Raw genomic sequence first — 21,574 nt, 5'->3', positions numbered from 1 at the left:
CCTGCAGCCCACGCGCGGTTCGCCGCGCGCAGGCCGTCCCGCGCCCATGAAAAGTGCGCCGGGGCAGGGCGCGGCTGGCGGTAAATCCCGAGCGCCGCGCTGCGTTATTCACTACAGCCGCTCCGCCATCGCGGGGCACCCGTCAACCGTGGCACACCACCACGTCTCGAGGTTGAAGACATGCAAGTCGCTACCAGCGTCATCGATGACCAGCCTGCCCATGCCGAACCGGCCGCGGGCGAAACCCTCTACGAATTCAGCGAGTCGCCGCTGCTGGCGCGCCAGCGCCACCAGGAATCCAACGCGCGCAGCTACCCGCGGCGCATCCCCCTGGCGCTGAAGAAGGCCCGCGGGCTGTACGTCGAGGACGTCGAGGGCCGCCGCTTCATCGACTGCCTGGCCGGCGCCGGCACCCTGGCCCTGGGCCACAACCACCCGGTGGTGATCGAGGCGATCCAGCAGGTGCTGGCCGACGAACTGCCGCTGCACACCCTGGACCTGACCACCCCGGTGAAGGACGCCTTCGTCCAGGACCTGTTCGGCCTGCTGCCGGCGCAACTGGCGCGCGAGGCGAAGATCCAGTTCTGCGGGCCCACCGGCGCCGACGCCGCGGAAGCCGCGCTCAAGCTGGTGCGCACGGCCACCGGGCGCAGCACCGTGCTGTCGTTCCAGGGTGGCTACCACGGCATGACCCAGGGCGCCCTGGGGCTGATGGGCAACCTCGGGCCAAAGAAGGCCCTGGGCGCGGTGCTGGGCAACGGCGTGCAGTTCCTGCCGTACCCCTACGACTACCGCTGCCCCTTCGGCCTCGGCGGCGAGGCCGGGGTGCGCGCCAACCTGCACTACCTGGAGAGCGTGCTGAGCGACCCGGAAAGCGGCGTGCCGCTGCCGGCGGCGGTGGTGGTGGAAGTGGTACAGGGCGAGGGTGGCGTGGTGCCCGCCGACCTGCAATGGCTGCGCGGCCTGCGACGCATCACCGAGAAGGCCGGGGTGGCGCTGGTGATCGACGAGATCCAGACCGGCTTCGGCCGCACCGGGAAGATGTTCGCCTTCGAACACGCCGGCATAGTCCCCGACGTGGTGCTGCTGTCCAAGGCCATAGGCGGCAGCCTGCCGCTGGCGGTGGTGGTCTACCGCGACTGGCTGGACACCTGGCAGCCCGGCGCCCACGCCGGCACCTTCCGCGGCAACCAGATGGCCATGGCCGCCGGCTCCGCGGTGATGCGCTACCTGAAGGAGCACGACGTGCCCGGCCACGCCGCGGCCATGGGCGAGCGCCTGGCCGAGCACCTGCGCATCCTCCAGCGCAGCTACCCGCAGCTGGGCGACATCCGCGGCCGCGGGCTGATGCTCGGGGTGGAAGTGGTCGACGCCGAAGGCGCCGCCGACAGCCTCGGCCACCCGCCGGCCAACCCCGCGCTGGCCTCGCGCATCCAGCGCGAATGCCTGCGCCGCGGGCTGATCCTCGAACTGGGCGGCCGTCACGGCGCGGTGGTGCGCTTCCTGCCGCCGCTTATCATCAGCGCCGAGCAGATCGACGAAGTGGCCCGCCGCTTCGCCCGCGCCCTGGCCGCGGCGGTGCCTGCCGGCAAATTGTAAGCGGGCCCTGCCCGCGAAATCGCGCGCAGGGCGCGCTCCTACAGGCTGACGCCGAGCTTCCCGCCTCTCGTTTGCGAGCAAGCCGAGGTGCCTTTCGTAGGATGGGTATCGCTTCGCTCAACCCATCCTACGGGGCTTTCCTGGAACTGTAGGAGCGGGCCCTGCCCGCGAATCGCGCGCAGGGCGCGCTCCTACATGGGAATGGCGCGAGTGGGGCAGCGTAGCGGATCTCATCCGCGAATCGCGTCTATGCGTCCGGCTATCGCGGACAAGGTTCGCTCCTACGAAGAGCCTCACCACCTAATTTTCCCGCCACCCACTTCGTTAACCCATAGCGGCCACCCCCGGGGCGGCCGGCCCATCCAGTTGAGGAAAGCGCAATGACTTCTGTATTCGACCGCGAAGACATCCCATTCGAAGTGGTGGTGAACCACGAGGAGCAGTACTCCATCTGGCCGCAGTACAAGGAAATCCCCGCCGGCTGGCGCGCCGTGGGCAAGAGCGGGCTGAAGAAGGACTGCCTGGCCTATATCGAGCAGGTCTGGACCGACATGCGCCCGCTGAGCCTGCGCCAGCACATGGACAAGGCGGCCGGCTGAGTGGCGCTGCGACTCTTCTGCCTGCCGTACTCCGGCGCCAGCGCCATGGTCTACAGCCGCTGGCGGCGCAAGCTGCCGGCCTGGCTGCAGCTGCGCCCGGTGGAGCTGCCGGGGCGCGGCGCGCGCATGGACGAGCCGCTGCACACCGACCTGGCCGGCCTGGCCCGGCAACTGGCCCGCGAGCTGCACGACGAAGTGCGCCAGGCCCCCTACGCGCTGTTCGGCCACAGCCTGGGCGCGCTGCTCGCCTGCGAGCTGCTCTACGCCCTGCGCGAGCTGGGCAGCCCGACGCCCCTGGGGCTGTTCGCCTCGGGCACGGCGGCGCCGTCGCGGCGCGCGGAATACGACCGCGGCTTCGCCGAGCCGAAGAGCGACGCCGAGCTGATCGCCGACCTGCGCGACCTGCAGGGCACCCCCGAGGAAGTGCTGGCCAACGCCGAGCTGATGAGCCTGACGCTGCCCATCCTGCGCGCCGACTTCCTGCTCTGCGGCAGCTACCGCCACCAGCGCCGCGCGCCGCTGGCCTGCCCCATCCAGGTGCTCGGCGGCCGCGCCGACAAGGCCAGCGAGGAACAACTGCTGGCCTGGGGCGAGGAAACCTGCGCCGGCTTCGAACTGCAACTGTTCGACGGCGGGCACTTCTTCATCCATGAGCGGGAGGCCGCCGTGCTTCCCTGCATCGAGCGGCGCCTGCAACGCTGGCGCGCGGGCGAGGGTTCGCTCGCTCCGCTGGCGCAAGCCGCGACCTTCTGAGCCCATCGGCAACGCGCGGGCCGGGTGCTGGCGACGGCACCCGGCTTTCGCCGCTTCCTGCTTATAACTATTTGATAGTTCTATAGAAATTATTCCCTGCCGGCCGTCCGCGGCAGCGCCGCGAAGCTAATTTTCCGCCGTTCCTGTCCGTTCCCCATGAGCCCACTCGAGCCCTGGCGCTCGTTGCCCACGTGCACGGAAGAAGACAGATGAACGCAGAACAGTCCCTGAAACTCGCCCGCCGCTTTATCGAGCTGCCCCTGGAAAAGCGCCGGATGTTCCTCGAGAGCCTGGGCGCGGAAGGCGTCGACTTCTCGCTGTTCCCGATTCCGGCCGGGGTGGAGAGCGCCGAGCGCAACCGGCCTTCCTACGCCCAGCAGCGCATGTGGCTGCTCTGGCAACTGGACCCGCACAGCGGCGCCTACAACCTGCCCGGCGCCGTGCGCCTGCAGGGGGCGCTGGACCGCCAGGCCCTGGAGCGCGCCTTCGCCAGCCTGGTGGAGCGCCACGAAACCCTGCGCACTGTCTTCGTCGCGGATGCGGACGGCACCCCGTTGCTGGCGCCCATGCCCGGCGAACTGCGCGTGGCCTACGAGGACTTCAGCGCCCTGGCCGCGGACCAGCGGGAAGCGCGCGTGCGCGAGGAAGCCCAGCGCGAGTCGCTGCAGAGCTTCGACCTGGGCCGCGGCCCGCTGCTGCGGGTGCGCCTGATCCGCCTGGGCGAGCAGGAACACGTGCTGCTGCTGACGCTGCACCACATCGTCTCCGACGGCTGGTCGATGAACCTGCTGATCGAGGAATTCGGCCGCTTCTACAGCGCCTATGCCGAGGGCCGCGAGGCGCAGCTGTCGGCGCTGCCGGTGCAGTACGCCGACTACGCCCTTTGGCAGCGCAGCTGGCTGGAGGCCGGTGAGCAGGAACGCCAGCTGGACTACTGGCGCAAGCAGCTTGGCGAGCATCACCCGGTGCTGGAGCTGCCGGCCGACCACCCGCGCCCGGCCCAGGCCAGCTACCGTGGCGCCCGCTACGAATTCGCCGTGGAACCGGCGCTGGCCGAAGCGCTGCGCGCCGCCGCGCGGCAGCAGGGGCTGACCCTGTTCATGCTGCTGCTGGGCGGCTTCGACGTGCTGCTGCAACGCTACAGCGGCGAGGGCGACCTGCGCGTCGGCGTGCCCATCGCCAACCGCAACCGCGCCGAGGTGGAAGGGCTGATCGGCCTGTTCGTCAACACCCAGGTGCTGCGCGCGGTATTCGACGCGCAGACACCGGTGCAGGGCCTGCTGGCCCAGGTGCGCGACAGCGTGCTGGGCGCCCAGGCCCACCAGGACCTGCCGTTCGAACGCCTGCTGGACGCCTTCCAGGTGGAGCGCAGCCTCAGCCACAGCCCGCTGTTCCAGGTGATGTACAACCACCAGCCGCAGGTGGCCGACATCGAGGCCCTGGACGACGTGGCCGGCCTGCGCCTGAGCCGCCTGGACTGGCAGAGCCGCACCACCCAGTTCGACCTTTCCCTGGACACCTACGAGAAGGGCGGCCGCCTGTACGCCGCGCTGACCTACGCCACCGACCTGTTCGAGGCGGCGACCATCGAGCGCATGGCGCGGCACTGGCAGAACCTGCTGCGGGCGATGATCGACACCCCGCAGCGCGCGGTCGGCGAGCTGCCGATGCTGGATGCCGGCGAGTGCGAACTGATCCTGCAGCAGTGGAACGCCACGGCCGTCGAATACCCGCTGCAACGCGGCGTGCACCAGCTGTTCGAAGAGCAGGCCGAGCGCTACCCGGACGCGCCGGTGCTGGCCTTCGGCGAGCAACGCCTGAGCTATGCCGAGCTGAATGCCCACGCCAACCGCCTGGCCCATGCGCTGATCGAACGCGGCGTCGGCCCGGACAGCCTGGTGGGCATCGCGGTGGAGCGCTCCATCGAGATGGTCGTCGGGCTGATGGCGGTCCTCAAGGCCGGCGGCGCCTACGTGCCGCTGGACCCGGAATACCCCGCCGAGCGCCTGGCCTACATGCTGGAAGACAGCGGCGTGAAGCTGCTGCTGAGCCAGTCGCACCTCGACCTGCCATTGGCTAAGGGCGTGCAGCGTATCGATCTGGATCAGGACGGCGACTGGCTGGAAGGCTACAGCGAGGCCAACCCCGCTGTGGTTCTGGACGGCGAAAACCTCGCCTACGTGATCTACACCTCCGGCTCCACCGGCAAGCCGAAAGGGGCGGGCAACCGCCATCGCGCGCTGACTAATCGCCTGTGCTGGATGCAGGAGGCCTACGGCCTGGATGCCAGCGATACCGTGTTGCAGAAAACGCCGTTCAGCTTCGACGTCTCGGTCTGGGAGTTCTTCTGGCCGCTGATGACCGGCGCTCGCCTGGTCGTCGCGGCGCCGGGCGATCACCGCGACCCGGCGAAGCTGGTGGAGCTGATCAACCGCGAAGGCGTCACCACGCTGCACTTCGTGCCCTCGATGCTGCAGGCCTTCCTGCAGGACGCCGCAGTTACCAGTTGCTCCAGCCTGAAACGCATCATCTGCAGCGGCGAAGCGCTGCCGGTGGACGCCCAGCAGCAGGTCTTCGCCAAGCTGCCGCAGGCCGGCCTGTACAACCTCTACGGCCCCACCGAGGCCGCCATCGACGTCAGCCACTGGACCTGCGTGGAGGAGGGCAAGGACGCGGTGCCCATCGGCAGACCCATCGCCAATCTGGGCTGCCACATCCTCGACGGCAATCTGGAGCCAGTCCCGGCAGGCGTGCTGGGCGAGCTGTACCTGGCCGGCGAAGGCCTGGCCCGCGGCTACCACCAGCGCCCGGCGCTGACCGCCGAACGCTTCGTCGCCAGCCCCTTCGTGGCCGGCGAGCGCATGTACCGCACTGGCGACCTGGCGCGCTACCGCGCCGACGGTGTAATCGAGTACGCCGGGCGCATCGACCACCAGGTGAAGCTGCGCGGCCTGCGCATCGAACTGGGCGAGATCGAGGCGCGTCTGCTGGAACACGAATCGGTACGCGAAGCGGCGGTGCTGGCCGTGGACGGCAAGCAACTGGTCGGCTACGTCGTGCTCGATGCCGAGCAGGACGACTGGCGCGAAACCCTGGCCGCGTACCTGGCCAGCAGCCTCCCGGAATACATGGTCCCGGCGCAGTGGCTGGCCCTGGAGCAGATGCCCCTGAGTCCCAACGGCAAACTGGACCGCAAAGCACTGCCCAAGCCCGACGCGACCGTGGCCCAGGCCGACTACGTGGCGCCGCGCAACGAGGTGGAGCAGCGCCTGGCGGCCATCTGGCAGGACCTGCTGGGCATCCCCCAGGTCGGCCTGGACGACAACTTCTTCGCCCTGGGCGGCGATTCCATCATCGCCATCCAGGTGGTCAGCCGGGCGCGCCAGGCCGGGCTGCAGCTGAGCCCGCGCGACCTGTTCCAGCACCAGAGCGTGCGCGGCCTGGCCCAGGTCGCCCAGCCCCTGGCGGCTACTCCGGTGGAACAGGCACCAGCCCATGGCGAGGCGGCGTTGGCGCCGGTGCAGCATTGGTTCTTCGAGCAAACCATCCCCGAGCGCCAGCACTGGAACCAGTCGCTGCTGCTGCAGGCCCGCCAGCCGCTGGATGGCGAACGCCTGGAGCGCGCGCTGCTGCGCCTGCTGGCGCACCACGACGCCCTGCGCCTGCGCTTCTGCCAGGAAGACGGTGTATGGCGCCAAGCCTATGCCGAACAGGCCGAAAGCCCGCTGTGGCGCCGCCGGGCCACATCGCCCGAGGCGCTGGCCGCGCTCTGCGAAGAGGCCCAGCGCAGCCTGGACCTGCAACAGGGCCCGCTGCTGCGCGCGCTGCTGGTGGACCTGGCCGATGGCAGCCAGCGCCTGCTGCTGGCGATCCACCACCTGGTGGTGGACGGCGTGTCCTGGCGCATCCTGCTGGAAGACCTGCAGCACCTGTACGCACAGCCGGACGCCGAGCTGCCGCCGCGCAGCAGCGCCTACCAGGCCTGGACCCGCCAATTGCAGGAACAGGCCCGACAACGCCAAGGCGAACTGGCCTACTGGCAGGCGCAACTGGCCGACGCCCCGCGCACCCTGCCATGCGACAACACGCAAGGCGCGCTGGAAAACCGCCACGAACGCAAGCTCGCCCTGACCCTCGACGCCGAACGCACCCGCCAGCTGCTGCAGGAAGCTCCGACGGCCTACCGCACCCAGGTCAACGACCTGCTGCTGACCGCCCTGGCCCGGGTGATCTGCCGCTGGAGCGGCGAGGCCAGCGTGCTGGTGCAACTGGAAGGCCACGGCCGCGAGGACCTGGGCGACGGGCTGGACCTGAGCCGCAGCGTCGGCTGGTTCACCAGCCTGTTCCCGCTGCGCCTGGCCCCGGCCGCCGACCTCGGCGCCTCGATCAAGGCAATCAAGGAACAGCTGCGCGGCATGCCGGACAAGGGCGTCGGCTACGGCCTGCTGCGCTACCTGGCCGGCGCCGAAAGCGCCCAGGCCCTGGCGGCGCTGCCGCAGCCGCGCATCACCTTCAACTACCTGGGCCAGTTCGACCGCCAGTTCGACGAAAGCGCGCTGCTGGTGCCCGCCACGGAAAGCGCCGGCCAGGCCCAGGACCCGCGCGCGCCCCTGGCCAACTGGCTGAGCATCGAAGGCCAGGTCTACGGCGGCGAGCTGAACCTGAGCTGGGCGTTCAGCCAGGAGATGTTCGCAGAGGCCAGCGTGCAGCGCCTGGTGGACGACTACGCGCGCGAGCTGCAAGCGCTCATCGACCACTGCCGCGACCCGCGCCACGCCGGGGCGACGCCCTCGGACTTCCCCCTGGCCGGCCTGGACCAGGCGCAGCTGGACGCGCTGCCGCTGGACCTGGCCTCGGTGCAGGACCTCTACCCGTTGTCGCCCATGCAGCAGGGCATGCTGTTCCACAGCCTCTATGCGCGGGAGGAGGGCGACTACGTCAACCAGCTGCGGGTGGACGTGGAGGGGCTGGACGTCGAGCGCTTCCGCGATGCCTGGCAGGCCGTGGTGGCGCGCCACGAGGTGCTGCGGGCCGGCTTCCTCGGCACCCTGGAGCGCCCGCTGCAGTGGGTCCGGCGGCAACTGCAGGTGCCCTTCGCGGTGCTCGACCTGCGCGGCCGCGACGACCTGCCGGCGGAACTGCAGCGCCTGGCCCTGGCCGAGCGCCGCCGCGGCTTCGACCTGGCCGACGAGCCGCTGCTGCGCCTGACCCTGGTGCGCACCGGCGAGCGCAGCCATCACCTGATCCACACCCACCATCACATCCTGCTGGACGGCTGGAGCAATTCGCGGCTGCTCGGTGAGGTGCTGCAGCACTATGCCGGGCAGGCGCCCACGGCACCGGCGGGGACCTTCCGCGACTACATCGGCTGGCTGCAGCGGCGCGACCTGCAGGCCGAAGAGAGCTTCTGGAAGGAACAACTGGCCGAGCTGGAGTCGCCGACGCGGCTGCTCCTGTCGCTGCCCGCCGCGGACGCTGCGCAGGCCGGCCACGGCCTGCTGCGGCGCGACCTGGAGCGCCCGGCCAGCGAGCGCCTGCGGGCCTTCGCCCAGCGCCAGAAGGTGACCGTCAACACCCTGGTGCAGGCCGCCTGGCTGCTGTTGCTGCGCCGTTACACCGGGCAGGACACGGTGTGCTTCGGCGCCACCGTGGCGGGCCGCCCGACGGAGCTGGCCGGTATCGAGGAACAGGTCGGCCTGTTCATCAATACCCAGCCGGTGGTCGGCAGCCCGCAGGCGGAACAGACGGTGGCCGAGTGGGTGGCCCAGGTCCAGGCGCGCAGCCTGGCCCTGCGCGACTTCGAGCACACCCCGCTGTACGAGGTGCAGAGCTGGGCCGGGCGCGGCGGCGAAGCGCTGTTCGACAGCCTGCTGGTGTTCGAGAACTACCCGGTGGCCGAGGCCCTGCAACAGGGCGCCCCGGCCGGGCTGCGCTTCGGCGAGGTGGACAACCGCGAGCAGACCAACTACCCGCTGACCCTCGGCGTGCACCTGGGCGCCACCCTGGCGCTGCACTTCAACCACGACGCCCGCGTCCTGCCGGCAAGCGTGATCGCACGCCTGGCCGAGCATTTCGTCAACCTGCTGGTGGCGTTGTGTGAAAACCCGCAGGCGCGCCTGGCCGAGCTGGAAATGCTCGGTGAAGTGGAGCGCGCGCAGATTCTGCAACGCTGGGACCACACCGCGGATCACTACCCGAGCGATCGCTACATCCACCAACTGGTGGCGGACCGTACAGCGGAGACGCCGGACGCGGTGGCGGTGATCTTCGCCGACCAGCCGCTGACCTATGGCGAGCTGGATACCCGGGCCAACCGCCTGGCCCATCGCCTGATCGAACTGGGCGTGGGCCCGGAAGTGCGGGTGGCTATCGCCATGCGTCGTTCGGCGGAGACCATGGTGGCCTTCTTGGCCGTGCTGAAGGCGGGCGGTGCCTATGTGCCGCTGGACGTGGCCTATCCGCGCGAGCGCCTGCTGTACATGATGCAGGACTGCGCGGCGGCGCTGGTGCTGACCCAGAGCGATCTGAAAAGCCAACTGCCGCTGCCCGAAGGACTGCCGACCCTGGCCGTGGACCGCACGGAAGAATGGCAGGACCGCCCGGCCAGCGCGCCCCAGGTATCGCTGCACGGCGACAACCTGGCCTACGTGATCTACACCTCCGGCTCCACTGGTCTGCCCAAGGGCGTGGCGGTATCCCACGGCCCGCTGGTCTCGCACATCCGCGCCACCGGCGAGCGCTACGAAACCAATGCCGAAGACTGCGAACTGCACTTCATGTCCTTCGCCTTCGACGGTGCCCATGAAGGCTGGATGCACCCGCTGATCAATGGCGCCCGCGTGCTGATCCGCGACGACAGCCTGTGGCTGCCGGAACAGACCTACGCGCAGATGCATCGCCACCACGTCACCCTGGCGGTGTTTCCGCCGGTGTACCTGCAACAACTGGCGGAACATGCCGAACGCGACGGCAACCCGCCGCCGACGCGGGTGTACTGCTTCGGCGGCGATGCCGTGCCCCAGGCGAGCTACGACCTGGCTTGGCGCGCCTTGCGCCCGCAGTACCTGTTCAACGGCTACGGTCCCACCGAAACGGTGGTGACGCCGTTACTGTGGAAGGCCCGCAAGGAAGACCCGTGTGGCGCCGCCTATGCCCCGATCGGCACGCTGCTGGGCAAGCGCCGTGGCTATGTGCTGGACGCCGAGCTGAACCTGCTGCCGGTGGGCCTGGCCGGCGAACTGTACCTGGGCGGCGAGGGTGTGGCGCGAGGCTATCTGGAGCGCCCAGCGCTGACCGCCGAACGCTTCGTGCCGGACCCCTTCGGCAACGGCGAACGCGTCTACCGCAGCGGCGACCTGACCCGCGCCCGGCCGGACGGCGTGGTCGATTACCTGGGCCGGGTAGACCACCAGGTGAAAATCCGCGGCTTCCGCATCGAACTGGGCGAAATCGAGGCCCGCCTGCTGGAGCAGGATTCGGTGCGCGAGGCGGTGGTGCTGGCCCGCGACGGCGCCAGTGGCAAGCAACTGGTGGGCTACGTGGTGCCGACCGAACCGATCCCGGTCGAACAACGGCACGCCCTGCGCGATGAGCTGAAAGCGGCGCTGAAGGGCAGCCTGCCGGAGTACATGGTGCCCACGCAGTTGCTGTTCCTCGAAACGCTGCCGCTCACACCCAACGGCAAGCTGGACCGCAAGGCCTTGCCGCAGCCGGACATCAGCGAGCTGCAGCAGGACTACGTGGCGCCGAGCTGCGAGCTGGAGCAGCGCCTGGCGGCGATCTGGCAGGCAGTGCTGAAACTGCCGCGGGTAGGGCTGAAGGACAACTTCTTCGACCTGGGCGGCCACTCGCTGCTGGCCACTCAGGTCACTGCGCGGGCGCAGGACGAACTGGGCGTGAACCTGCCCCTGGCGCTGATGTTCCAGAGCGAAACCCTGGAGGCCTACGCGGCCTCGGTGGCGCAGTACGCGCCCAGCAGCGACGCGGACTTCGACGATCTCCGCGACTTCATGACCGAACTCGAGGCAGTGTGACATGCAACCCGACAAGAACCTGGACCTGGCCCAACGCTTCGTTCGCCTCCCCCTCGAGCAACGCCGGCTGTTCTTCCAGAAGCTGGTGTCGAAGAACATCGGCCTGTCGCAGCTGCCGATCCCCGTCACCCGCCATGAAGCCGCGGCGCTGCCGCTGTCCTATGCGCAACAGCGCCAGTGGTTCCTCTGGCAGATGGCGCCGCAGAGCGCGGCCTACCACATCCCGGCGGTGCTGCGGCTGCGTGGCCGCCTGGACCTGGGCGCCCTGTGGCGCAGCTTCGAGACGCTGATAGCGCGCCACGACACGCTGCGCACCCGCTTCCGCCAGGAGCAGGACCAGGCCGTGCAACTGGTGGACGCCGAACTGCCGTTCGAGCTGCCTTGCGAAACGCTGGTGGGGTGCAGCGAGGAGGCCCTGCAGGCCCATATCGAGGCGGAAATCCAGGCGCTGTTCGACCTGCAGCGCGGCCCGCTGCTGCGGGTGAAACTGCTGCGCCTGGCAGCGGACGAGCACGTGCTGGTGCTGACCCTGCATCACATCATCGCCGACGGCTGGTCCATGGCGCGGATGGTCGACGAGCTGGTGCAGCTGTACGCGGCGTACAGCGAGGGGCGCGAAGCGAACCTGGCGGAACTGCCGATCCAGTACGCCGACTACGCCCTGTGGCAGCGCTGCTGCATGGAGGCCGGCGAGCGCGAGCGCCAGTTGGCCTACTGGCGCGAACAGCTGGGCGGCGAGCAGCTGCCGCTGGAGTTGCCCAGCGACCGCTCGCGGCCGGCGGAGCAGAGCTATCGCGGCGGCGAGGTGGACATCCCGCTGCCCGACGAGCTGGCCCACAAGCTGCGCGAACTGGCCCAGCGCCGCGGCGTGACCCTGTTCATGCTGCTGCTGGCGTCCTTCCAGAGCCTGCTGAACCGCCATTCCGGGCAGGCCGACATCCGCGTGGGCGTGCCCATCGCCAACCGCACCCGGGTGGAAACCGAGGGGCTGGTCGGCTTCTTCGTCAACACCCAGGTGCTGAAGGCGGAGTTCGCGCTGCACACCACCTTCGACGACCTGCTGGCCCAGGTGAAGCAGCGTTCGCTGGAGGCCCAGGCCTACCAGGAGCTGCCCTTCGAACAACTGGTGGAGGCGCTGCAGCCCGAGCGCGACCTGAGCCACAGCCCGCTGTTCCAGGTGATGTACAACCACCAGAGCGAGAGCCGCGGCCAGGCGCGGGAGCTGCCCGGCCTGAGCGTCGAGAGCCTGCCGCGCGAAGCGCGCACCGCGCAGTTCGACCTGACCCTCGACACCTTCGAGTCCGAGCGCGGGCTGCGCGCCTCGCTGACCTATGCCAGCGACCTCTTCGAACGGCCCACCGTGGAGCGCCTGGCGGACCACTGGCGCAACCTGCTGGAAGCGGTCTGCGCCGAGCCGCAGCGGCGCATCGCCGAACTGCCCATCCTCGGCGCCGCCGAGCGCCACCAGGTGCTGCATGAGTGGAACGACACCGCCGCGCCTTACCGCCAGGCCTGCCTGCACGAACTCTTCGAGGAGCAGGTGGCGCGCACGCCGGAGGCCCTGGCGCTGATCGACGGCGAGCACGAATACAGCTACCGCGAGCTGAACCAGCGGGCCAACCGCCTGGCCCACAAGCTGCGCGAGCTGGGCGTGGGGCCGGAAGCGCTGGTCGGCATCGCCATGCAGCGGCGCCTGGAGATGCTGGTCGCGCTGCTGGCCACCCTCAAGGCCGGCGGCGCCTACGTGCCGCTGGACCCGGAGTATCCGCAGGAACGCCAGGCCTACATGCTGGAGGACAGCCAGGCGCGCCTGCTGCTGACCCAGCGCGCTTTGCTCGCCCAGCTGCCGCAAGGGGGCGCGGCGCAGGTGCTGGCGGTGGACGACCTGGCCCTGGAAGCCTATTCCCAGGACGACCCGCGCCACCTTGCCAGCCCGGAAAACCTGGCGTACTGCATCTACACCTCCGGCTCCACCGGCAAGCCCAAGGGCGTGCTGATCGAACACCGCAACGCGGCGGCCCTGGTCGGCTGGGCCCGCTCGGTCTACAGCCGGGAAGACCTGCAGGGCGTGCTGGCCTCCACCTCGATCTGCTTCGACCTCTCGGTGTGGGAGTTCTTCGTCACCCTGGCCTGCGGCGGCTTCGTGGTGCTGGCCGACAACGCCCTGGCGCTGCCGGAGCTGCCGGCGCGCCAGCGGGTGCGCCTGGTCAACACGGTGCCCTCGGCCATCCGCATGCTCTGCGAGGCGGGGCAGATTCCCGACTCGGTGCGCATCGTCAACCTGGCGGGCGAGCCGCTGGCCCAGGCGGTGGTGGACAACCTCTACGGGCTCGGCCACATCGAGCGGGTCTACGACCTCTACGGCCCCTCCGAGGACACCACCTATTCCACCTACACCCTGAGGGCCCCGGGCGGCAGCGCCAACATCGGCCGCCCGCTGGCCAACAGCGGCGTGCACCTGATCGACGCCAGCGGCGAGCCGGCCGGCATCGGCAAGGGCGGCGAGCTGTGCATGGTCGGCGCGGGCCTGGCCCGTGGCTACCTGAACCGGCCGGCGCTGACGGCGGAGAAGTTCCTCCCCGACCCCTTCGCCGCGCAGGGCGGCGGCCGGCTCTACCGCACTGGCGACCTGGCGCGCTACCGGCCCGACGGCGTGATCGAGTACCTGGGGCGCATCGACCACCAGGTGAAGATCCGCGGCTTCCGCATCGAACTGGGCGAGATCGAGGCGCGCCTACTGGAGCAGGACGCGGTGCGCGAGGCGGTGGTGCTAGCCCGCGACGGCGCCAGCGGCAAGCAGCTGGTGGGCTACGTGGTGCCGGCCGCAGGCGTGGCGGCCGGGGACCCGCGCGAACTGCGCGAGGCCCTGCGCACGGCATTGAAGACGAACCTGCCGGACTACATGGTGCCGGCGCAGCTGCTGTTCCTAGAAGCGCTGCCGCTGACGCCCAACGGCAAACTGGACCGCAAGGCCCTGCCGCAGCCGGACGCGAACGAGCTGCAGCAGGATTACGTGGCGCCGCGCAGCGAACTGGAGCGGCAACTGGCGGCCATCTGGCAGGAGGTGCTCAAGCGCTCGCAGGTCGGCGCGACCGACAACTTCTTCGAACTGGGCGGCGACTCCATCGTCTCCCTGCAGGTGGTCAGCCGGGCGCGCCAGGCGGGCATCCAGTTCACCCCCAAGGACCTGTTCCAGCACCAGACGGTACAGGGGCTGGCAAGCGTGGCCCGGCGCGCCGAGGGGTTGCGCGTGGAGCAGGGCGCGGTCAGCGGCGGCCTGCCGCTGACGCCGATCCAGCAGTGGTTCTTCGGCCAGGACATCCCCACGCGCCAGCACTGGAACCAGTCGCTGCTACTGGCGCCGCGCCAGCCCTTGCAGATCGAGCCCCTGAAGGCCGCGCTGCAGGCGTTGCTGGCGCACCACGACGCCCTGCGCCTGCGCTTCGAGCGGCATGACGGCGCCTGGCGCGCCGAATTCAGCGCGCCGCAAGCGGACGCGGACGTATTGTGGCGCCGCCGCCTGGCCACGCCGGAGGCGCTGGAAGACGTCGCCAACCAGGCACAGCGCAGCCTGGACCTGCAGCAGGGCCCGCTGCTGCGGGTGGTGCTGGCGGAACTGCCCGGCGGCGAGCAGCGCCTGCTGCTGGTGATCCACCACCTGGTGGTGGACGGGGTGTCCTGGCGCGTGCTGCTGGACGACCTGCAACAAGCCTATGCCCGGGCCGTTGCCGGGCAGCCGGCGGAGCTGCCGGCCAAGACCAGTTCGTTCAAGGCCTGGGCCGAGCGCCTGGCCGCCCATGCCCAGGGCGCGGCCGCCGCAGCGGAGCTGGCTTACTGGCAGGCCCAGCTGGCCGGTGTGAGCGACGCGCTGCCCTGCGCCAACCCGGCCGGCGGGCGGCAACAGAAACACGTCGCCTATGCCAGCACCCGCCTGGACCGCGACTGGACCCGCCGCCTGCTGCAAGAGGCGCCGGCGGCCTACCGCACCCAGGTCAACGACCTGTTGCTGACCGCCCTGGCGCGGGTGATCTGCCGCTGGAGCGGGCAGGCGCAGACCCTGGTGCGCCTGGAAGGCCATGGCCGCGAAGAGCTGTTCGAGGATATCGACCTGACGCGCACCGTCGGCTGGTTCACCAGCATGTACCCGGTGCGCCTCAGCCCCCGGGCGGGGCTGGCGGATTCCATCAAGACGATCAAGGAGGAGTTGCGTGCAGTGCCCGGCAAGGGGCTCGGCTACGGCCTGCTGCGCCACCTGGGCTCCGACGAGGCGAAGCGGGCACTGGAAAGCCTGCCGAGCGGGGCGGTTGTCTTCAACTACCTGGGGCAGTTCGACCAGAGCTTCGATGCCGAAGAGGGGCTGTTCGTCCCCGCCAAGGAAAGCAGCGGCGCCAGCCTGGACGAAAATGCGCCGCTGGACGGCCTGCTCAACCTGAACGGCCGCGTGTACGACGGCGAACTGAGCCTGGACTGGGGCTTCAGCCGCGAGGTGTTCGACGAGCGGACCATCCAGCGCCTGGCCAGCGAGTACGCCGACGAGCTGCGCGAGCTGATCGGCCATTGCTGCGCTGCGGCCAACCGCGGCCTGACACCCTCGGACGTTCCCCTGGCGCGCCTGAGCTAGGAGCAGCTGGACAGCCTGCCGCTGCCGGCGGCGCAGATCGCCGACATCTACCCGCTGTCGCCGATGCAGCAGGGCATGCTGTTCCACAGCCTGTACGAGCGCGAGGGCGGCGACTACGTCAACCAGATGCGCGTGGACGTGGAGGGCCTGGAGGTCGAAGACTTCCGCCGCGCCTGGCAGGCGGCGGTGGATGCCCACGACGTGCTGCGGGCGGCGTTCATCAGCGAGCTGGCGCAACCGCTGCAGGTTATCCGCCGGCAGATGCCTGTGCCGTTCGCGGTGCTGGACTGGCAGGGCCAGCCGGACCTCGGCGCGCGCCTGGACGCCTGGGCGAATGCCGACCGTGAACGCGGCTTCGACCTGGCGGAGGAGCCGCTGCTGCGCCTGACGGTGATCCGCACCGGCGAGCGCAGCCACCACCTGATCTACACCTGCCACCACATCCTGCTGGATGGCTGGAGCAATTCTCGGCTGCTGGGCGAGGTGCTGCAGCGCTATGCCGGCCAGCCGGTTGGCCGCGCCGCGGGCGGGTATCGCGACTACATTGCCTGGCTGCAGCGGCAGGACCCGCAGGCCAGCGAGGCGTTCTGGAAAACCCAACTGGTGGAACTCGACGCGCCGACGCGGCTGACCCACGCGCTACGCCCGGCCCTGGCGGGGCAGGCCGGCCACGGCTTGTACAGCCAGGTGCTGGATGAGCAACGCACGCGCCAGCTGGGCGAGTTCGCCCGCAGCCTGCGGGTGACGCTGAATACCCTGGTGCAGGCCGCCTGGCTGCTGTTGCTGCGCCGCTACACCGGGCAGGACACGGTGTGCTTCGGCGCCACCGTGGCGGGGCGCCCGGCGGAGCTGGCCGGCATCGAGGAGCAGGTCGGCCTGTTCATCAATACCCTGCCGGTGATCGGCAGCCCCCGTGCGGAGCAGACGGCGGCCGAGTGGATCGCCCAGGTGCAGGCGCGCAGCCTGGCCTTGCGCGAGTTCGAGCACACCCCGCTGTACGAGGTGCAGCGCTGGGCGCGGCTGGGCAACGAAGCGCTGTTCGACAGCCTGCTGGTGTTCGAGAACTACCCGGTCTCCGAGGCCCTGCAGCAGGGCGCCCCGGCCGGGCTGCGCTTCGGCGAGGTGGGCAACCACGAGCAGACCAACTACCCGCTGGCCCTGGCCGTGCTGTTGGGCGAGCGGCTGGAAGTGCACTACAGCTACGACCGCCGGCACTTCGACGAGGAAACGCTCGGCCAGGTGGCCGGGCACTTCGGCAACCTGCTCGTGGCGTTGTGCGAAAACCCGCAGGCGCGCCTGGCCGAGCTGGAAATGCTTGGTGAAGCGGAGAGGGCGCAGATTCTGCAACGCTGGGACCACACCGCGGATCACTACCCGAGCGATCGCTACATCCACCAACTGGTGGCGGATCGTACAGCGGAGACGCCGGATGCGGTGGCGGTGATCTTCGCCGACCAGCCGCTGACCTATGGCGAGCTGGATACCCGGGCCAACCGCCTGGCCCATCGCCTGATCGAACTGGGCGTGGGCCCGGAAGTGCGGGTGGCCATCGCCATGCGTCGTTCGGCGGAGACCATGGTGGCTTTCCTTGCGGTGCTGAAGGCCGGTGGTGCCTACGTGCCGCTGGACGTGGCTTATCCGCGTGAGCGCCTGCTGTACATGATGCAGGACTGCGCGGCAGCGCTGGTGCTGACCCAGAGCGATCTGGAGGGCCAGTTGCCGTTGCCCGAAGGACTGCCGACCCTGGCAGTGGACCGCGCCGAGGAATGGCAATCCCTTCCCGCTACTGCGCCGACTGTGGCGTTGCACGGCGACAACCTGGCCTATGTGATCTACACCTCCGGCTCCACCGGTCTGCCCAAGGGCGTGGCGGTGTCCCACGGACCGCTGGTGTCGCACATCCGCGCCACTGGTGAACGCTACGAGACGACCCCTTCGGACTGCGAACTGCACTTCATGTCCTTCGCCTTCGACGGCGCCCACGAAGGCTGGATGCACCCGTTGATCAACGGCGCCCGCGTGCTGATCCGCGACGACAGCCTGTGGCTGCCGGAGCAGACCTACGCGCAGATGCACCGTCATCAGGTCACTTTGGCGGTGTTCCCGCCGGTGTACCTGCAGCAACTGACCGAACACGCCGAACGCGACGGCAACCCACCGCCGACCCGTATCTACTGCTTCGGCGGCGATGCCGTGCCGCAAGCGAGCTACGACCTGGCTTGGCGCGCCTTGCGCCCGCAGTACCTGTTCAACGGCTACGGCCCAACCGAAACGGTGGTGACGCCGTTGCTGTGGAAGGCTCGAAAAGAAGACCCGTGCGGAGCGGCCTATGCCCCGATCGGCACGCTGCTGGGCAAGCGCCGCGGTTATGTGCTGGACGCCGAGCTGAACCTGCTGCCGGTGGGCTTGGCCGGTGAACTGTACCTGGGCGGCGAGGGTGTGGCGCGGGGCTATCTGGAACGCCCGGCGCTGACCGCCGAACGCTTCGTGCCGGACCCCTTCGGCAACGGCGAGCGCGTCTACCGTAGCGGTGACCTGACCCGCGCCCGGCCGGACGGCGTGGTCGATTACCTGGGCCGCGTGGACCACCAGGTGAAAATCCGCGGCTTCCGCATCGAACTGGGCGAAATCGAGGCCCGCCTGCTGGAGCAGGATTCGGTGCGCGAGGCAGTGGTGCTGGCCCGCGACGGCGCCAGCGGCAAGCAACTGGTGGGTTACGTGGTGCCGACGGATGAGCTGGCAACTGAGCAGCGGCACGCCCTGCGCGATGAGCTGAAAGCGGCGCTGAAGGCCTGCCTGCCGGAATACATGGTGCCGGCGCAGTTGCTGTTCCTCGAAACGCTGCCGCTGACGCCCAACGGCAAGCTGGACCGCAAGGCACTGCCGCAACCGGATATCAGCGAACTGCAACAGGACTACGTGGCGCCGCGCAGCGAGCTGGAGCGGCAACTGGCGGACATCTGGCAAGAGGTGCTGAAGCTGCCGCAGGTGGGCCTGAACGACAACTTCTTCGAACTGGGCGGCGACTCGATCATTTCCCTGCAACTGGTGAGCAGGGCCCGCCAGGCGGGGATTCGCTTCACGCCGAAGGAGCTGTTCCAGCACCAGACCGTGCAGGAACTGGCACGGGTGGCCCGGCGCACGGAGGAAGCCGCCGTCGACCAGGGGCCGGCCAGCGGTACGTTGCCGCTGACGCCGATCCAGCGCTGGTTCTTCGAGCAGGACATCCCGCAGCGCCACCACTGGAACCAGTCGGTGCTGCTCGCGGCGCCAGGCAAGGCCTGGGACGGCGAGGTGCTGGAGCGGGCGCTGAGGGAGCTGGTGATCCACCACGATGCCTTGCGCCTGGCCTTCGACGCCGGCTCGGCGCGCTACCGGGACCTGGCCGAGGTGCAGGCTGCCTGGGAACAGGCGGGCATCCTCTGGCAAGCCGAGCTGGATGGCCCGGAAGCGCTGGAGGCCCTGGGCGAGGAGGCGCAACGCAGCCTGAACCTCGCCGGCGGCCCGCTACTGCGGGCGCTGCTGGCCACGCTGGCCGACGGCAGCCAGCGCCTGCTGCTGGTGATCCACCACCTGGTGGTGGACGGGGTGTCCTGGCGGATTCTGCTGGAGGACCTGGAAAGCGCCTATCGCCAGCTCGCCGCCGGCCAGCCGCCGCGCCTGCCGGCCAGGACCAGTTCGCTGCAGGCCTGGGCCTTGTGCCTGGCCGAACATGCCGGCAGCGGCGCGCTGGCGCAGGAGCTGGACTACTGGCGCAACGAACTGCAGGGCGCCGATCCGACGCTGCCCTGCGACAACCCCGAGGGCTCCCGCCGGTTGTGCGATGCGCAGCACGTCCAGCTGCGCCTGGATGCCGACATGACGCGCAAACTGCTGCAGGTGGCGCCGGCGGCCTACCGCACCCAGGTCAACGACCTGCTGCTCACCGCGCTGGCCCGGGCGGTCTGCCGCTGGAGCGGCCGCGACCATGCGCTGATCCAGCTGGAAGGCCACGGCCGCGAAGACCTGTTCGAGGGCATCGACCTTTCGCGCACGGTGGGCTGGTTCACCAGCGTCTATCCGTTGCGGCTGGTGCCGGAGCAGGACCCCGGGCGCTCGCTCATGGGTATCAAGGAGCAATTGCGCGCGGTGCCCGGCAAGGGCATCGGTTTCGGCCTGCTGCGCTACCTCGGCGACGCCGCCAGCCAGCAGGCGCTGCGGGCCTTGCCGGAGCCGCGGATCACCTTCAACTACCTGGGGCAGTTCGACGGGCCGGGCGCCGGCGATGGCGAGCCGGGCCACAGCTTCTCGACGGAGCGCGCCGGCGCGGACCTGAGCGAGCAGGCTCCGCTGGGCAACTGGCTGAGCATCAACGGCCAGGTGTACGACGGCGAGTTGAGCCTGACCTGGACCTTCAGCCGCGAGGTGTTCCAGGGCGAGGGTATCGAACGGCTCGCCGGGGACTACCGCCGTGAACTGGAAGGGCTGATCGAGCATTGCTGCCAACCGGGCAGGGGGGCGCTGACGCCCGCCGACGTGCCCCTGGCCGGCCTGACCCAGGAACAGCTGGATGCGCTGGGCCTGGAGGCGGCGCGGGTCGAGGACATCTACCCGCTGACGCCGATGCAGCGCGGGATGCTGCCCGAGGCGGTGCACGAGCAGGGCGACTTCATCTGCCAGCACACCCTCGGCGTGCGCGGGCTGGACCCCGAGCGCTTCCGCCGGGCCTGGCAGGTCACCCTGGATGCCCACGGCATGCTGCGCACCGGCTTCGTCGCGGCGACCGCGCAGCGCCAGCCGTTGCAGGTGGTGTACCGGTCGGTGGAGGCGCCTTTCACCCTGGTCGACGGCCGCGGGCTGACGCCCCTGGAAGTGGAGGAGCGCCTGCTCGAAGACCGTCTCGCGCCCTTCGACATGGCGAAGGCGCCCTTGCTGCGCCTGACGCTGGTGCGGCTCGCCGACGACGAATACCGCGTGGCCCTGACCAGCCACCATATCCTGCTGGACGGCTGGAGCGCCTCGCGCCTGTACGAGGACATCCTGCGGGCCTACCTGACTGGCGCCCCGGCACCCGTGGCGGGGAGCTTCCGCGACTACCTGGCCTGGCTGCAGGGCGTGGACCACGAGGGCGACCGCCGCTTCTGGCAGCAGGCGCTGACGCGCCTGGACGCGCCCAGCCTGCTGGCGCCGACGGCGAGCGGGGGGGCCTGCGGGCACGGACACCTGTTCTTCGCCCTCACGCCCGAACGCAGCGCGGCCCTGGGCGAGTTCGCCCGGCAGCAGCGGGTCACGGTCAATACCCTGGTGCAGGCGGCCTGGCTGCTGTTGCTGGGCCGCCGGCTGCAGCGCACGACGGTGGCCTGCGGGGTGACGCTGTCCGGCCGGCCGGCGGAGCTGCCCGGCATCGAGCGGCAGCTGGGGCTGTACATCAACGACGTGCCGCTGGTGGCCGAGCTTGCGCCGGAGCTGAGCATCGCCCAGTGGCTGCAGGCGCTCCAGGTGTTCAACCTGCGCATGCGCGAGCATGGCTACGCCTCGCTGGCCGAGCTGCAGCAATGGCATGGCTCGGAGCTGTTCGATACGGTCATCGTGTTCGAGAACTATCCGGGGGAGATGTCCCAGGCGGAGGAGGGCAGCCAGGCGCTGCAGTTCCTCGGCATGGGCCATCACGAGCAGACCAGCACGCCGCTGACGTTGTACGTCGAGCTGGACAAGGTCTGGGGGTTCCACTTCGACTACCGTCTCGATCGCTTCCAGGCGGCTGTGGTCGAGTCGTTGGGTGCGGAACTGCAACGGCTGCTCGCCTGGCTGGTGGAGGCGGCTCCCTCGATGCGGCTGGGTGAGCTGGAGGGTGAAATTGCCTGAGCCCTTGGGGGCCTGGCGAACCGCGCCCCCTCACCCCAACCCTCTCCCGGAGGGAGAGGGGGCCGTTCGGCGTGGGCGGGGAGGTTTGGCGTCAACCTGTAGCGGGCCTTGCCCGCGATTCGCGC

3 protein-coding genes and 1 pseudogene are annotated in these 21,574 nt (G+C 69.9%); all 4 read left to right on the top strand.

Annotated features, from left to right (window positions below):
- Positions 1-180 precede the first annotated feature (180 nt).
- Positions 181-1,599, top strand: coding sequence for an aspartate aminotransferase family protein (locus tag RN02_RS31605; protein WP_043319479.1), 1,419 nt, complete (start codon positions 181-183; stop codon positions 1,597-1,599).
- A 380-nt stretch (positions 1,600-1,979) separates the two neighbouring features.
- The gene (locus RN02_RS31600) at positions 1,980-2,198 is read left to right on the top strand and encodes an MbtH family protein (protein WP_009622053.1); all 219 of its coding nucleotides are present in this window, start codon (positions 1,980-1,982) and stop codon (positions 2,196-2,198) included.
- Positions 2,199-2,951: a thioesterase II family protein gene (locus RN02_RS31595; protein WP_043319477.1), complete on the top strand. Its 753-nt coding sequence runs from the start codon at positions 2,199-2,201 to the stop codon at positions 2,949-2,951.
- Positions 2,952-3,160: 209 nt separating this feature from the next.
- Positions 3,161-21,431 (top strand): annotated as a pseudogene (locus RN02_RS34810) (non-ribosomal peptide synthase/polyketide synthase); the annotation flags it as partial.
- Positions 21,432-21,574 lie beyond the last annotated feature (143 nt).

The organism is Pseudomonas sp. PI1 (genome assembly GCF_000812405.1).
In the GTDB taxonomy this organism is placed as follows: domain Bacteria; phylum Pseudomonadota; class Gammaproteobacteria; order Pseudomonadales; family Pseudomonadaceae; genus Pseudomonas; species Pseudomonas citronellolis.
The sequence above is the reverse complement of the archived record's forward strand: the minus strand, read 5'-3'. Positions and strand labels throughout refer to the sequence as shown.

Bases quoted from the DNA above. Each gene is read 5' to 3' on its own strand.
- RN02_RS31605 (WP_043319479.1), top strand. From the start codon at position 181: ATGCAAGTCGCTACCAGCGTCATCGATGACCAGCCTGCCCATGCCGAA.
- RN02_RS31600 (WP_009622053.1), top strand. From the start codon at position 1,980: ATGACTTCTGTATTCGACCGCGAAGACATCCCATTCGAAGTGGTGGTG.